This window comes from Rhodococcus sp. 15-725-2-2b (assembly GCF_002259075.1).
Lineage (GTDB): Bacteria > Actinomycetota > Actinomycetes > Mycobacteriales > Mycobacteriaceae > Rhodococcoides.
Genome location: NZ_NPFL01000016.1, coordinates 84,567 through 99,613, shown reverse-complemented (window position 1 = coordinate 99,613; position 15,047 = coordinate 84,567). Strand labels below are relative to the sequence as shown.

Below are 15,047 nucleotides of genomic sequence, written 5' to 3'. Positions count from 1 at the left end.
TGAACAGAACTTTCGGAACTCGGTACATCTAAAAGAATCATCGCTCAGCGAAGGAGCTCGATGATTTCGGTCAGGTCGTTGCACGCCTCCAACCCCCAGAGCAGTGTCGTCACCCGGTCGATGTCCTCCGTCGGTAGTGGTCGAACAGAAACGCGGGCACAGTCATCGAACTTCTTCGACAGTTCTTCCACGGTCATCGGTCGCTCCGGCGTGCCAGGAACATCAGAACCCCGGCGGGTGAATACTTGTCCGTTACGGAGTTGCACCTCGACTTTGCCATCCGGCAATTTCAGATCCCAGTTGAGTTCGGCATCCTGTACCGGAACCACCTTGCTCGCCACAGAAAGGACTTCAGCATCTTTCAATGTGTCAATAGAGAAGTCGGACAACAGCATCGAGCCCTTCACCAGTGCTACTGCGACTGTGAACGGTAGCGAGAATTTAGCGTCCATCATGGTTTGCGGTGCTTGTCGAGCGTGGAGTGGGAGAGTCATCCGTTCTGCGAAGTTGCCGACGTACACTCTGACCTCGGCGATGTCGGCAGCGTCGAAGGGGTTTTCGCGCACCAGCTCGATTGCGGCATGAATGTATGTATGCGCGTTTCCGACCGCTGGCCAGTACTTGTACGTCATGCCTTCGCTAAGGTAGTCGACTCCCAGGCCTTCAAGCATTTTCTCGCGGTCGTACTTGCCGCCGAAGTAGACGTTGAAAATTCCGGCCTCCCCCTCGAAGAGGTTCCGCATTCCATGCATACCTTTCCCGGCCAGGAGGGTTGCGTTCACACAGCTTTGAGCGATGAATCCCGCGTACAGACCCCGGACGTCGCTACCGACACCGAATATTTGCTCCATGGTGCCGCCTGCGGTAAGGCTTGCAATGCCCAACGAGTGGGCTATTTGCTCTGCGGTCAGCCCCATCAATGAGCCACAGGCGGCAGTGCCCGAGTACGTCCCGACGACACTCGACAGATTCCAGTCCATGTTCCATCCGACGTTGCAACGTAGCCGGATGAACAACTCTTGACCGATGGCCACCGCGGTGATGAGGTCCCTGCCGGTCACGGAGCCCTTGCGTTCGGCCAGAGCAAGGAGAGCCGGCACAAGTGAGCTGTCCGGGTGTGCACCCCACGGAGTCTGGCTGTCGTAGTCGAGACCGTGTGCGAGAGTGCCGTTCGCGAAGGCTGCGGCTGCGGCGGGAACGCGGCCACCGAAACCGAGGATGGTTGCTTCTTCCTTACCGCCCGCATCGGTGACAAGCTCGATGATCGGTCTGACAGCGGGCTCCATGCCACTTGCGCCCAGGATTACCCCGAGTGTGTCGAGAATGCTCTTCTTGGCGGCCTCGACCGCGCCCGCCGGCAAGTCCACATATCGCGTGTTTGCAGCGAACTCAGCAAGGTCCTGAGAGAGGTCACGGTTCGTCATCGTCGGTTTTCTCCGATTGGGTGATTGGTGTTGTCGGTTTGTCGGGGTGGCCGTTTCGTTGGCAATCCAGATCTCGAAACAGTGATCGGCCGATACAAAGTGTCGGTAGTGGCCCATGACCAACACTTCTGCGCCCCTATAGGCATGCTGTCTGCCCGCCGTCCACCGAAACGACCGAGCCCGTCATGAAGCTGGCGTCATCGCTGAGCAGAAAGACGATTGCCGCCGCGATTTCTTCGGGATAACCGATTCGACCAATTGGATGTTTTGCATTGATCGATGCGGCCTTCACCGGGTCGTTCATCATGTAATCGGTGAGAGGCGTTCTGGTCATTCCGGGAGCCACCGCATTGACGCGTATACCTAGGGGACCCAGCTCAGGGCACATCGATTTCGTGATTCCGGAGATCGCAAACTTGGACGCGACGTACGAGAGCCGATTCGGCACACCGAGAATCCCTGCCCCTGAGGAGATATTCACGATCGCCCGCGGACCTTGGGTGTCTTTCTCGGCCAGCACGAAGGCCTGGCACATGTTTATCGTGCCGTCGAGATTGACAGACATGATCTTGCGATGAGCCTCAGGGTCGAGGTCGACAATTGTTCCTGCACCGGTGATGCCGGCGCAATTGACGAGCCCGTTGATACTGCCGAACTTCTGGTGCATCGTGTCGAGAAGTTTCACGGCTGCGGCGTGATCGCAGACATCCAGCACCGCTCCGTGCACGCGGTCGGCGTTGGACACGTTGGCGATCGCCGCGTCGACCGCCTCCTGCGTGACGTCCACGACGACGACAGTCGCACCCTCGTCGATCAATCGAGCCGAGGTCGCGGCACCGATTCCACTACCCGCGCCTGTCACAACGACAGTCCGGCCTTCAAATCGCAACATCACTCAATCTCCTATGAATTGTCAGAGGCGTCGAGGTCACAGCCAGCTCTGGATGTGACGTGACGCACGTTCGCCTGTGAAAGACAGTTTCATATGTAGACGGTTGCGTCAAGGTCGGGTGCCCGCCGACTCGCACACCAGGTGACACTCGCGTGGCAGATCCACCGAAAAGGCACACGTCGTGGGTAAGTCGGATGAGGTACTCGATCCGTAGCGCGCGCGTTGTGAATTCGATGCTGCCGAACGGCGGTATCTGGTCGACCGCGCTCCGGCTCCGCGGCCCACGAGCACAGCTCCGCGGCGACGAAAAGTGGGAGCCATCCCGGCTGCAATTGCAAGGGTTGCCGGATTGCATGACTACGTCAGCGGTGGTTCTGCGCAACGTGCGAATCGACTTTGCGGTAACCAATGCGCTGGGCCGAGCGGAGCACGCTCCCCTACTTTGCGAAGGTCGGCGAGCCGACATCGCCCGCTATCAGTTGCTGAATACCTCGGCCCGGTACTTCGTTCCGGATTGAGGTGGAGCTGCACCTTCGTCCGTACTGTTGCTCTTGTCCGAGGCAGGACGGGCCCAAACAACCGCGCGCTGCCTGAGCTCATCGGCGAAATGGGCACCAATCAACGCGGGATCCAAGTCGAAGCGAACGGGCCCGAACGGCATTTCTACTACGACTCCAAGTTTGCGGTGGCGACGGGTGGCACCGACCATGGACGGCTAGTCGGTGAACCATCGTCGCCGACGGAGAGGCGTTTCAGAATTGTTGATGACAAGTCGGCGGTGCCGGGCAGATGACGGCCCACATCAAGTCGACCGTCCAACCGTTTGGATCCGACTCTGCATCTCGAGGTTGCTCTTAGAGCAGTAGCGTCATCGGTCAGCTCGTTCAACCGCTCGTGAGGACGTCGATTGTCCACATTCCAGGCGTGTACGAAGCCACTCGTACCCGATCATGGTCAAGTACCAGCAGATCTCCGCCTTGCATCACGCGAATGAGGTATGCATTTGGGTAGCAGTCTGCTCCCCCATCGCTGATCACGTGGATACAGCTGCGGTTCGAGACCTGACAGTCTTTTGCGATCGTTTCTCTCGTTTTCGCGGTCATTCAGCTGCTTTCGGGATCATATGAGCGTCGGCTAACCTCGGAGATCGGAACTTCAAGATTTTTTCAGACCAATTTCACAACTTCCTTATATCAAAATCCAGTATCGAAAGCCGATACCACTTATAGGCCTGGTAGTGACTTCTCCCTGACGTCGCTCCCCGTACCAACAAACCGGTAGGAGCAGATCGGAGGTCGACATGACCAGTTCACACTGATGATTCATCCTCTTACGGTGCCACCAAGTCGCGACTTCGAGGGGCGTTGGTCGCGGGCCAATCCCCACGACTCAGCCTGAATTGCTGAGACTGATAAGCCGTATCGAGTTTCGATATTGGACTTGGCTCACCAGATAGTGGATAAAGAAGGCTGACGGTGACGGAATCTACCAATGCAGCCGATGCAAACAGTAGTGACCCCGATGGTTCGCTGCATCAGCGAGTGCTCGACAGCCGTATCCCGGCCGTCCCGAACGTGGAAGGACCTGACCATTCTCGCATCTGACACGCCCGAGCTAACCCCTGCTCTCGCGGAGCGCATCCACAGACACCAGGTCGTTATTATTGGCTCCGGGTTCGGTGGATTGTTCGCGGCGAAACAGTTGCGTAAAGCCAACGTCGACGTCACGCTCATTGCCAAGACCACTCATCACCTGTTCCAGCCCCTGCTGTACCAGGTGGCAACCGGGATCCTGTCCGAAGGCGAGATCGCCCCGTCGACCCGGTTGATCCTCAAGGATCAGCACAACGCATCGGTCATCCTCGGCGATGTCACCGCCGTCGACCTCGACGCGAAGGCCGTCACGTCCCGCTTCCTCGAGCGCGTCACCGTCACCCATTACGACAGCATCATCGTCGCCGCGGGCGCGGGTCAGTCTTATTTCGGCAACGACCACTTCGCCGACTATGCACCCGGCATGAAGACCATCGACGACGCCCTCGAACTCCGCGGCCGTATTCTCGGCGCATTCGACCAGGCCGAACTCGCAACGGATCCAGCCGAGATCGAGAAGCTGCTTACCTTCGTCGTCGTCGGCGCAGGACCGACCGGAGTCGAAATGGCCGGTCAGATAGCCGAGTTGGCGCACAAGACGCTCCGTGGCACCTACCGCCACATCGACAGCCGCAGTGCCCGCATCATCCTGCTCGACGCCGCACCGAAGGTACTGCCGCCGTTCGCCGATTCCCTCAGCCAGGCCGCCGCAAAGCGTCTGACAAAGATGGGCGTCGACATCCAGCTAGGCGCGATGGTCACCGACGTCGATGCCGACGGCTTGTCGGTCAAGGACGGTGACGGCACTGTTCGACGCATCGCGGCCCGCACGAAGGTGTGGTCCGCAGGAGTTGCGGCGAGCCCGCTCGGTAAGCAACTCGCCGAGCAGTCCGGTGCCAAGATCGACCGCGCCGGACGCGTAGTGGTGAACAAGGACCTGACGCTCCCCGGCCGCCCCGAAGTTTTCGTCGTCGGCGACATGATGAGTCTCGACAAGCTCCCCGGCGTTGCACAGGTTGCGATTCAGGGTGGCCGCTACGCAGCACGTACCATATCCGCGGGAGTCGAAGCCGTCCGCGCAGGCCGGGACGTACCGACGCGCAAGGACTTCAAATACTTCGACAAGGGCTCGATGGCGACCGTCTCGCGATTCAGTGCCGTTGCGCAGGTCGGACCGATCAAGGTCACCGGGTTCGTCGCCTGGATGATGTGGTTGCTGGTGCACCTGGTGTACATCGTTGGCTTCCGTAGCCGTCTGACGACCGTCATCTCGTGGCTCACGGCGTTCTTCTCCCGCGGCCGTGGCCAACTCGCGATGACCGAGCAGCAGGTGGACGCACGGGCCGCGATGGTCCGTTTCAATGCGCCCGACCCGAGCGACGCCGGTATCGAAGTCACTGCACCGGACCCAAAATCCGTTACGCGCCCACTGCAAGGAACCCGAGGTTAACCAGCAGACCAATACACGAGTGCGCCGAATGATGCGCTGCCGGCTTCGGATGAGGCGAAGCCAAGCCATTCGCCTTTGATTCGCCGGACTTCGCCGATTTCCGATCGATCTCATGAACCTAGGACAACAATAATGACGCCAATTCTGAAATCGTCCATACCCATCCCGAACCTTCAGCAACCGGCACATATTTGCCCGTCGACGGTGGATATCTGGTCCGTGAAGCCGATGCACTCATGCCGGCCGAAGTCAGCACGATCATTCGTTGTTCGATCTTTACACGTGTACAAACTCGCTTCAATGAGAAACAACTCTGTGATCGCTGATCCAAAATGCTGGCGAACGTACAGAGTAGGACTGTAGATGCCGGCCGCTTCGACTCCACACGCACGTCCTGCCAACGCGGCCGGGGACTGGTTAGCAGCGCTTGCCGGCCGGTTGATCTGCGTCATCAGTAAGCCCCTCGAAGCTCGTCATCTCAGCCTCGAATTGTACGCAGCATCGCGTTTACTAGTTCCGGACGGCGAGCAGTGATGTAATCCCTACTTCTACGTGGAGCGCAATTCCCGTGCACGGCGTCGCCAGCATTTCCACGGTTCCCACACTTGGCACTCCCCCCACGTCGGACACCAACGCCATTCCTGGCATCGTCACAACCGCTGCGCAGATCAGTTTTCCAAGGTGGACTCTACGAAGCTCGCGCGATCGAAACAATGTCGAATCTGGCCGATCGGCTAGGTACACGCCTGAGCGCAAAGGACTTCGAGAAGTGAAAGGTCCCGATGACGACCGTCTCGCGGTTCAATATCGTGGCGCGGCCGGACCCATCAAGGTCGCCGAGGACAGCGCCTGTGTAGCACGTTTGCTGGTACACATCGTCAGATCGAACGTAGATTGTCGGCTACACTTCGGTCCCCGTATAGGCAGACTGACTTACGCCAAAGTGGCCCTATCACCACCCACCAACATGCACTGAGCGTTCGCCGTCTCCGAACTGTTCGCAAGGAAGCGCTTCGAAGTGACCACTGGATTTGCTTCACGGAATCGCTTACTCAGTCGGATCTACGCCTCAATTATTGACGTTATCAGGAGTGCAATGCAGCATAGTACCGAGACCGACCACGTCTCATCCGATCAGGCCGTCCCGCGCGGCCAAGTGGCACTCTCAATGTCTGTCCTCATGACACCGGACATGAGCAATTTCTCGGGAAATGTTCATGGTGGTGCGCTACTGAAATTACTGGATCAAGTTGCCTATGCTTGCGCGAGTAGATACGCGCAAACCTATGTCGTGACAATCTCAGTTGACCGAGTAATTTTTCGAGAGGCAATACACGTCGGTGAGCTCGTGACTTTCTCCGCTTCGGTCAACTACACCGGACGGACCTCAATGGAAATCGGTATTCGCGTGGATGCCGAGAACATTCGGTCGGGGCAACTCAGACATGTCAACAGTTCTTACTTCACGATGGTTGCCGTAGACGGGGCCGGCAATCCCGCACCTGTTCCACCACTGCATCCGAGCGGTGAGATCGCCATACAGCGCTATAACTCTGCCCGCGCCCGCAGACAGGGGTTCGCGAACCTGACAACACATCAGCAACCAATCTGACAGTATTCACGAGAGTCCCGCGTGCGACACGGGATTCGGCGGCGCCCGCGCAGATCCTACGAAGGTTGCGGCACTTGTGCTTGAGCGTCGACTACTGCGACTCAGCACACCATCTCCACCAACTCGCTTCGGCCGCAAGCATCGGTCAACTAGAAGCAGCAGGATGGCCAAGTCACGGCGCTCAGGGAATGCGTTTGCACAGCCCCGACACCGTTCTCGGTCGAGTCCTACAAACAGCTCGTGTCCTCGACGAGCAGTGGGTCGCATGGAGATGGTCGATCCCCGGCTCCGGCCTACTCGCGCCGTACCCCGGAGGGCTTCTCGGCGACGGGGTCATTCGCGGACGGGGACAGACGTCCGGCGGTGTGACGACGATAGTTGATCGCCACGATCGAGGTGCCGGAGGTGGCTGTCGGACACAGCTCATCCGAGCGACCGGATACAGACCAGCTGGTTGCTAGCGCGATGAGCGAGGAGTCGTTACGGTGCCTAGTTACCGATGGCACCGAGAGCTGGGAGGCAGAGCAGATGCCGGGGGAATGGAAAGCAGCGGTCACCGGGGCAGGTTCGGGAGTGGGCCGTGAGGTCGCTCTGCAACTAGCACGCTCGAACTGGTCTCTTTCTCTCGCAGACAATAACTTTGATGCCCTCCTCGACACACAGTCAGAGTGCGCGGCTACCACCAACACCGCACACGCGACTCACCTGGATGTCACCAACCGAATCGAAATCGATTCGTGGGCGGCGTCGTCACGCTCCGCACTGGGCGGTATCGATGCGGTCTTCAACGTCGCAGGCGTTCTCTACAGCGGCGATGTCATCGACACTCCCCCAGCTGACTTCGATCTAGTGATGGCGACCAACTTCGAGAGTGTCGTCAACAGCTCTCGCGCTTTTTTGCCGGACATCCTGAAGTCGCGTCGAGGTCGAATCGTCAACGTGTCGTCTGCATTTGGTGTCATGTCTGCACCCGGCTATTCGGCGTACAACGCATCCAAGTTTGCCGTACGAGGTTTCACCGAGGCCCTCAACCAAGAACTGCGGCTGGCGTCACGAACCGCGCGTGCGACCTGTGTGATACCTGGTGGACTCAAGACGTCGATCGCTCGGACGGCGCGGGCGGCACCAGGCGTTGATCACGCGCGGACTGCCGATTTTTTCGATAGCCGCATAGCCCGAACCACCCCCGAAGTGGCCGCCCGAAAGATCATTGCGGGTGCGTGGAGGGGGAAGTCGCAGGTGACTATAGGGAACGACGCCCGCCTCGTCACCGCGACCACGCGCGTACTTGGCCCTCAGTACCAACGGCTGCTGCCTTCGCTCCAAGCACTACGACGGACCTAACAAGTCGTCATCAACAGAAACCATTCACCAGACCTGCGGGGGTCGGTCAACTATGTCGAACAGCTGGATCCTGATAGAGACGTTCGGAGACGCGGAGCCTACCGTGATTGGAGTTGGGTCTTCGCCCAAATCCTTTGTTCCACCTCGTAAAGTTCTCCGCAGCTCCACCAGCCGCGAAGAGGCAGTCGCCGCGGTAGCTGAGGCGCTTTCCACAGGCACCGTAGTGGATCGGCCATGCAAAGACCGCTACAGGCGAATTCTGGCCGAACCACTGCACACCTTCGCGGGCCGTACACATGGCGCATGGGTGTGGCTCGGCCAGCGCGACGAGACTCCACCTCGACGAGACGCCGCCGGGGCGTGGCAGTTCAACCTAACCAAGAGCACAGCAAGCGGTAGCAACGATCTACTCGACCTTTACTGCGTTCCGCAAGACGAGCGCGAGACGCAGCGTGCACTCGCCGGAGCGTTCACCCGACTTGTCACCAACCGGGACGAGAGCGAAGCTATGGCCAAGATCGTGCAATCAGCGCCGGGCACCACTCACCAAGCGGTCTGGACAGTGAGGCGGGACGACGGCGAACTTCGAGCCGCGCATTTCTCGTGCCGGATGATTGCCGAAGACGGGATTTCGGGCACCGAAGTCATCCTGAGGGGTATCACCCAGGACATCGGCCCCGCAGGTGAAATCAATATCGCTCCCCCACCCACGATTCTCGAGCATCGCGTTCTGGAGGCTTCCACCAAGGAGGGCGAGTACCGCGCACTGGTCAACCTTAGAAATCTGAGCTTGCTGCGCTGGTACAACTCTGAACCTGCACCGAGTATCTGCTGGGAAAACCTTCCTGACGAACCGGTACCGGCGATTCATCCGGACGACATACCAATTGCGAAGCAAATGTCGAACGCACTCGCACGCGAACGCACCAACGGCGTGCTTCGGTTCAGAACTCTTGACGGCGACTGGAAGCCGATGACAATTGATGCCGTTCTAGTTTCACTCGATCAGCACACCACGGCCGCACTCGTCACTCTGACCGAATTGTGCGAGGAGTAAATAAGTTCGCGGACCCATGCGGACCCACATAGCCCACTCCGGACTGAGTGCAGTTGAAGCGTGAACTCCGAAGGTGCGTTTAATAGTTGCGTTTTTTACAAGGATTGTGCGCGTGTCGTGCGGGCATCGCGAGTCCGACTCCACGCAGCTGCCACTGTTCGAGTCGACACACCATACGTTTCGGCGAACGACTCGATGCGCTCCTCGGTCTCGGACTTTCGCCCACGCTCGATGTCGGCGAGAACGGTAGTCGACATCCCGAGCAGCTGCGCAGCGTCACCCTGGGACAGCGCCGCATGCACCCTCAGGTCGGACAATTTGAGCTGAGACTGCGGGATCGGAACCAGCGCCGCTACGGACGTGTGCAGGGCGTTCGCGATTCGGCCAAGCGTCGCAGGCGGTGGCGTCGAGCGTCCAGTTTCCCAGGTCGATACCGCCTGCCTCGTCGCGCCCACCTTCGCCGCGAGGTCGTCTGCACTGAACCCCGCCCGTACCCGTAGCTCACGCAACCGGTCGGCGCGAAACCCACGAACTCCGCTTCGCGGCACTGTCCCCAACTCCCTGTCGACCTTTCAAGACAGTCCCATCTTCCTCGATCCGTCATGACCTTGGACTCTTGTGCGTTTTATAGTTGCGCGTTACAGTTGCTGTCATGCATCCCTTCGATCTCGGTGCTACGGAGCTGAACCAATTGCGCGGTGCACTGAACCTGTTCTACAGTCCTGATGCGCGCCCAAAAGGGATTCCTCGGTGCTTGCCTATCTCGGCACTGCTTGTAGCGCGGGACATCAGGTCGGTCTGTTCAAAGAATCCGTCCGATCATTCCTGTCGGGAGTTCCACATGTTCGCGTCGCTCGCCCTTGCCGCATCGCACATGCCATCGACGGCTCAGACCAGCATTTACCGTCGTCGAAGTTCAGCGTTGAGCCGTTACGGACGAGGTGCGACAGCAAGCGCATTCGACCGACATTGCCGTTTCCGTCGAAGTCACGGGGCCGAACCGAAGTGAGCACCGCACGGGATGCGATGGAGCCGAATTTCCTCCCAGAGCATCAGTTCTGCACGGCGATCGTCGTGAATCGGACACATGGCGACTTGATTGCATGCTCGCTCGACCACGGGCATTCCGGTCGCCATCAATACATCGGTGACGACGGAGCACTGCTAGCCGAGTGGAAGCCATCCACATCGTGCAACGAGCGGTCCATTCCTACCCGTATGCCGTAGACCTGGCAGTTCGGACTGCCCCGACTCGAGTGGGCTTTCGCTGATAGCCCCACTCGTGAGCTACAGGAGCTCCCCCGCGCCTTGTAGCTCGACCGGTGGACCGGCGCGAGGGTCGCGTAGTAAGCGCATTTCATCATGTTCAGCGCTGCGTGGCCCCGCCGGGACATCGCCCCTCGAACCCACACCCGTTCGCACAGAAAGGATTCCGTACCTGATGTGGATTTTCCAGCAGCCTTGGTTCTGGTCGGTGGTCTTCGGCTGGCTCTGAGCCTCTAGCACGTGATGGGTGCGTGCAACTGCCCCACAACCTATCGATCGCACGCACCCATCCACTTCTCCCCACCGACTCACTAAAACCAATTGTCGCCAGAGTGATTGTCCCGCAGACGCATTCACCAGCACGACCCGATCGCCGGGTCGCACCAGGAAGGGATCGGCACCAATGCCAGCATCACAGGGCACCGGACACCACCGCTCATCCAAGAAGCGAGGGCGGGTGATCAAATCGCTGCCCGCCGTGGCCGCGGTGACGATCGCCGGCCTGACCGTGCAGGCCGCTCCCGCGCAGGCTGCACCATCTCAGCCGGGAGTGACCAGTCCTCGAGGATCACAACCGGGGGTCACGAGCACACCGCAGACGGCACCGGCCATCCCGCCGCCGCCAGCTCCGAAACCGCGCCAGTACTTGGACGGCTACCAGCCCTCACCACAGGTGCAGCAAACCCCATCGCGTAGCTACGACGACTACTTGGCCGGTAACCAGCAGTCCTCGAACTACCAGAACACTTACTACCAGGCCCCCGCTCCGCCGGCTGCCCCGAGTGAAGCACCCCCGGCCCTGCAGGCGACTCCGCCGCCACCGCCGCCACCGCCGCCGGTCCCGACGGTGCAGCGCAAGGTCATCGCCCCGATCGAGGCCCCGCCCGGAACCTTCATCGCCGGCGGCACGTTGGTGCCGGTCGATACCAACATCGTCGACCAGAACCTGCTCACACGTACCAACAACACGTTGCAGGCGATACAAGCCGATGGCGGAAACTGGCTTGTGGACAACGGATTCGCCGACGCGCCCCGCGCCGACCGGATCGCAGCGGGTACCGCGACCGGTGTCATCACCGGTGGCGCTGTCGGCCTCGCTGCATCGGTGGTCCCGGCCGCGGTGATCACCGGCACCGCTGCTGCTGTCGGCGGCGGACTCGGAGTCGCCGCTACCACCGGCACCGGTGCGGTCGTCTGGGGAGGACCGGTGGGTTGGGTCTTCATCCCCGGCGCAGCCGCACTTGCCGGTGCAGGCGTCGGCGCAGCACTGTCGGCACCGATCGTGCTGGGCCTGACCGGCGCAGGCGCTGTCATGGGCGGCATCCTCGGTGCCACCGTCCTCGGCGGCGAGCAGCAGATCATCGAAGAGCCGGCCCCCGCCCCGGCAGTGGTTCCCCCGGCTGCCGACAGCGTTCCGACGATCCCGCCGGCCGCGACAGTCGATCTCCCCGGCCCCATCGGGCAAGTTCGCGACACTCTCGCGGCCGACCCGAACGGCCGCCAGGTTCTCGCGGCGGCCGACAAAGCCGTTCAGAACGCGGCTCCGATCGTAGACAAAGCCGTCAACGATGCGTCGGTGTGGACCGCACCGGCCGTCGAAGCAGCACAGGGGTTCACCTCGAAGGCCCTCGAGCAGCCTGCCGTCGCCGACACCGTCGCCGCGGTCAACACCGCAGCCGCACCCATCGTCGATCAGGCCACTGCCGCTCTCGGCGGCTTGCAGGCGGCGTTCGCACCCGCCTGATTCGCCCTACAGCCAGCTAGTTGAACCAGCCAGGAAGGACACATTCCAGATGATCCGCCGTTCGACGACATCTCCGATTGCCAGTGCCACCGGCCCAGCCCGATCAGGGGTGCCGTCGAGCGCGCCCCGTGTGCCGCGATCGCGCCGACGCGCGATCGCGGCCGCCGGGGCTGCTGTCGTGTTCGTAGCCGTCGCCGCCGCTGTGTTGCTCAGCGGTGGCGACTCCGAGCCGGACACGACAGCCACCGACACGATAGCCGCTTCCTCCGTCGCGCCGACAACCGTTGCGGCCGGGCCGGATTGCTCGATGCCGACCGGTGATCAGAACAGCGGCCCCGGGGTCATCGCCGCGTTCGAGCACGCGTACTACGTCCAGCGATCGGGCGCGGCCGCGCACGCTCTGGTGTCACCGAACGCCCCGGCAAGTGCCCCGTTCACCGTCGAAGCCAACCTCGACGCAGGTATCGCCACCGTCCCGGTCGGCACCACCTACTGCCTCGACATCGACCCGCTGCGCACCGGCTGCTACACCCTCACTCTCACCGAGAGCGGCCCGAACGGGCCTGGGACGCAGTACCGCCAACGGATCACCACCGACAAGGTCGACGGTCGCTACGTCATCGCCGCCATCGAGCAAGCGTGATCACCCACCGCCGCCACAGCGCGAGATCGCCGCAGCACCGCGGCGAACAGCCACCACGAAAGGAACGTCAGGACATGAGCGATGCAGCGAGCGAATGGGCCGAGGCCGCCACCGCAGTACGACAGGCACGCGAGACCCTCGAGGCGTCGACCGCGAGCGAGATCCGCGCATGGGCCGAAAAGTCCGGGCTGACCGACTGGTCGATGTGGCAGAAGATCAAACGAGAGCTCTACAAGCAGCTCGCCCTCGACTACGACGGATTGCGCGCCAGCGAAGCCGAGCAGGTCACCGACGCCGTCGCCTCCGCGGCATCGGCCGCACCGGTGGTCGAGCTCTACGCCGCAGGTGATGAGCGTGGCAGCTTCGCAGTGGTCGGAGACGGTGACGAAACAGCCTGGTACGGAACATTTCACGCCAAGGATGCGGTCTTTCGGCAGGGCGATCAAACATCGGCCGACGACTCGGCGGCCGGCAAGGCAGCCTTTCTCGCCGGCAAGCTACGCGAAGAGCTCGACGCCCCCGCGATCCGGCTGATACTGCATATCTCCAACCCGCACCTCGACGGCACACGGCTCGCAGCTCTCGCCGCGCGATACGGAGTGCACCTCGAACGCCTCGAGATCGACGACGAGAACCCGGCCACCGTGTGGTGCGAGGTTCCCGGACACCGTCCGTGGCAGGCCATCCGGCTCTCCGATCTGCTCGTCGACGATCAAGCGGAGGTCGGCTGATGGCCGAACAGCACCCGCGCCCAGACGTCGACAACCCCGTCGCGGGGTACGAAGCCGAGGACACCGTCAACCTCCGCGCTCAACGCCTACGACGACCCGAATCCGAACCGGACGAACAGCCTGCGGAGGAGCCGGCCGACGACACGGCACCGGACCCGTACGGGGTCGGGCAGGGCGCATTGGCAGCGGTCGAAACACCCGACGTCGACCCCGCAGCGTTCTACCGAGCACGACTGTTCGACCGCCAGGAAGAAGACCCGACCGCCGAGCCCGCCGAAGCAGGGCTGAGGGGCCGGATCAACGCCGCCCTGGGAACTCATCTCAAGCCCAAGCCCACCTCGGCCGAAGTCAGACTGCGTCAGTCGATTCGCGTTGTGCAACAACCCCTTCCCGGATGCTCGGTGGTCTCGGTCATCAATCCCAAGGGCGGAGCGGGCAAAACTCCGACATCGGTGCTGCTCGGTTCGACGTTCGGTAAGCACCGTGGCCACGGGGTGACGGTGTTCGACGCCAGCGAATCGCTCGGCAGTCTCGGCGATCGAGCCGCCCGCACCACCGATCCGGAGCTCACGGTGTGGGACCTGCTCGACCATGCACACGAGCTGGCGTCCTCGTCGGCGGTATCGGGATCGCTCAACGCGTTCCTGCGGCGTCAACCGACGATGGAAGACATTCTTGCTGCGGACAATTCGGCCGACCGTGAGCGCAATCTGGGGTGGGACGAATGCGCCGCGGTGATGGCAGTGCTGCGCCGACACCGGGACCTGATCGTCATCGACACCGCCGCCAATCCCTTGGCCGAGTCCTGGCAGTGGGCCGTGCAGCATTCCGATGCCCTGGTCGTTCCGCTCCCGCTACGCCTCGACATCGCCCGGCAGGTCTATCAGATGCTCGAGGGCATCATCGCCCGCGGCTACGGGCACCTGTTGGCGTCGACGATCGTCGTGACCTGTGCAACACCCGATTTCAACCCGCAGTTGGCGTCGGCGGTCTTCGAGGACCTGCGCAATCTCGGTGTCCAGGAAGGCAATTTCATTCAGGCCCCGTACGAATCAGCGCTCGCCCGCGGCGATCGGATCGTCTATAAGGACCTCCCCCCGGACACGATCGAGGCCTACACCAATGTCACCGCGCTGGTCGCCGACAACGTCGCCGCGGCACGAGCCGGCGCGGCCTATCAGTTCACCGATCCGTATTCCCCGCAGCCGGTGTACCGCCAGCCCGACAGCGCACCACCCCCACAGCTCTCGCAGTGGGAGCGGCGCAGCCGCGACCGTCGCGGAGCCTGACCC

Annotated in this window: 11 protein-coding genes; 8 read left to right on the top strand and 3 right to left on the bottom strand. The window is 61.5% G+C overall.

Annotation, left to right across the window (positions count from 1 at the left end):
• Positions 1-44 precede the first annotated feature (44 nt).
• Both CH306_RS17725 and CH306_RS17720 read right to left on the bottom strand, forming a co-directional pair.
• Positions 45-1,424: an MmgE/PrpD family protein gene (locus tag CH306_RS17725; protein WP_094622278.1), complete on the bottom strand. Its 1,380-nt coding sequence runs from the start codon at positions 1,422-1,424 to the stop codon at positions 45-47.
• A 136-nt stretch (positions 1,425-1,560) separates the two neighbouring features.
• Positions 1,561-2,316, bottom strand: a complete 756-nt coding sequence (locus CH306_RS17720) for an SDR family NAD(P)-dependent oxidoreductase (RefSeq protein ID WP_037183649.1) — start codon at positions 2,314-2,316, stop codon at positions 1,561-1,563.
• A gap of 1,590 nt (positions 2,317-3,906) precedes the next feature.
• Here CH306_RS17720 and CH306_RS17710 point away from each other — a divergent pair.
• The 4 genes from CH306_RS17710 to CH306_RS17690 all read left to right on the top strand — a co-directional run bounded on the left by CH306_RS17710 (position 3,907) and on the right by CH306_RS17690 (position 9,371).
• A complete protein-coding gene (locus tag CH306_RS17710) occupies positions 3,907-5,358 on the top strand; it encodes an NAD(P)/FAD-dependent oxidoreductase (protein WP_094631389.1) in 1,452 nt (483 codons plus the stop codon).
• Between the two features lie 1,168 nt (positions 5,359-6,526).
• Positions 6,527-6,970, top strand: a complete 444-nt coding sequence (locus CH306_RS17700; RefSeq protein WP_244165159.1) for an acyl-CoA thioesterase — start codon at positions 6,527-6,529, stop codon at positions 6,968-6,970.
• Positions 6,971-7,348: 378 nt separating this feature from the next.
• On the top strand, positions 7,349-8,314 hold the full coding sequence (locus CH306_RS17695; RefSeq protein WP_254924320.1) for an SDR family NAD(P)-dependent oxidoreductase: 966 nt from the start codon (positions 7,349-7,351) through the stop codon (positions 8,312-8,314).
• A gap of 52 nt (positions 8,315-8,366) precedes the next feature.
• A complete protein-coding gene (locus CH306_RS17690) occupies positions 8,367-9,371 on the top strand; it encodes a GAF domain-containing protein (protein WP_037183642.1) in 1,005 nt (334 codons plus the stop codon).
• Positions 9,372-9,466: 95 nt separating this feature from the next.
• Here the strand turns inward: CH306_RS17690 and CH306_RS17685 are convergent, their stop codons facing one another.
• On the bottom strand, positions 9,467-9,919 hold the full coding sequence (locus CH306_RS17685; protein ID WP_037183640.1) for a helix-turn-helix transcriptional regulator: 453 nt from the start codon (positions 9,917-9,919) through the stop codon (positions 9,467-9,469).
• A gap of 1,121 nt (positions 9,920-11,040) precedes the next feature.
• Between CH306_RS17685 and CH306_RS17680 the strand changes: the two genes are divergently transcribed.
• The 4 genes from CH306_RS17680 to CH306_RS17665 all read left to right on the top strand — a co-directional run bounded on the left by CH306_RS17680 (position 11,041) and on the right by CH306_RS17665 (position 15,044).
• Positions 11,041-12,381 (top strand): hypothetical protein, encoded by a 1,341-nt coding sequence (locus CH306_RS17680; protein WP_244165053.1) that lies wholly within the window; start codon positions 11,041-11,043, stop codon positions 12,379-12,381.
• A 49-nt stretch (positions 12,382-12,430) separates the two neighbouring features.
• On the top strand, positions 12,431-13,024 hold the full coding sequence (locus CH306_RS17675; protein ID WP_254924321.1) for a hypothetical protein: 594 nt from the start codon (positions 12,431-12,433) through the stop codon (positions 13,022-13,024).
• Between the two features lie 74 nt (positions 13,025-13,098).
• Positions 13,099-13,755, top strand: coding sequence for a hypothetical protein (locus tag CH306_RS17670; RefSeq protein ID WP_094631339.1), 657 nt, complete (start codon positions 13,099-13,101; stop codon positions 13,753-13,755).
• Positions 13,755-15,044, top strand: coding sequence for a MinD/ParA family ATP-binding protein (locus tag CH306_RS17665; RefSeq protein WP_094631340.1), 1,290 nt, complete (start codon positions 13,755-13,757; stop codon positions 15,042-15,044). Before CH306_RS17670 ends, CH306_RS17665 begins: the two co-directional genes overlap by 1 nt.
• Positions 15,045-15,047: the final 3 nt, after the last annotated feature.

Bases quoted from the DNA above. Each gene is read 5' to 3' on its own strand.
- CH306_RS17725 (WP_094622278.1), bottom strand. From the start codon at position 1,424: ATGACGAACCGTGACCTCTCTCAGGACCTTGCTGAGTTCGCTGCAAAC.
- CH306_RS17720 (WP_037183649.1), bottom strand. From the start codon at position 2,316: ATGTTGCGATTTGAAGGCCGGACTGTCGTTGTGACAGGCGCGGGTAGT.
- CH306_RS17700 (WP_244165159.1), top strand. From the start codon at position 6,527: ATGTCTGTCCTCATGACACCGGACATGAGCAATTTCTCGGGAAATGTT.
- CH306_RS17690 (WP_037183642.1), top strand. From the start codon at position 8,367: ATGTCGAACAGCTGGATCCTGATAGAGACGTTCGGAGACGCGGAGCCT.
- CH306_RS17680 (WP_244165053.1), top strand. From the start codon at position 11,041: ATGCCAGCATCACAGGGCACCGGACACCACCGCTCATCCAAGAAGCGA.
- CH306_RS17675 (WP_254924321.1), top strand. From the start codon at position 12,431: ATGATCCGCCGTTCGACGACATCTCCGATTGCCAGTGCCACCGGCCCA.
- CH306_RS17670 (WP_094631339.1), top strand. From the start codon at position 13,099: ATGAGCGATGCAGCGAGCGAATGGGCCGAGGCCGCCACCGCAGTACGA.
- CH306_RS17665 (WP_094631340.1), top strand. From the start codon at position 13,755: ATGGCCGAACAGCACCCGCGCCCAGACGTCGACAACCCCGTCGCGGGG.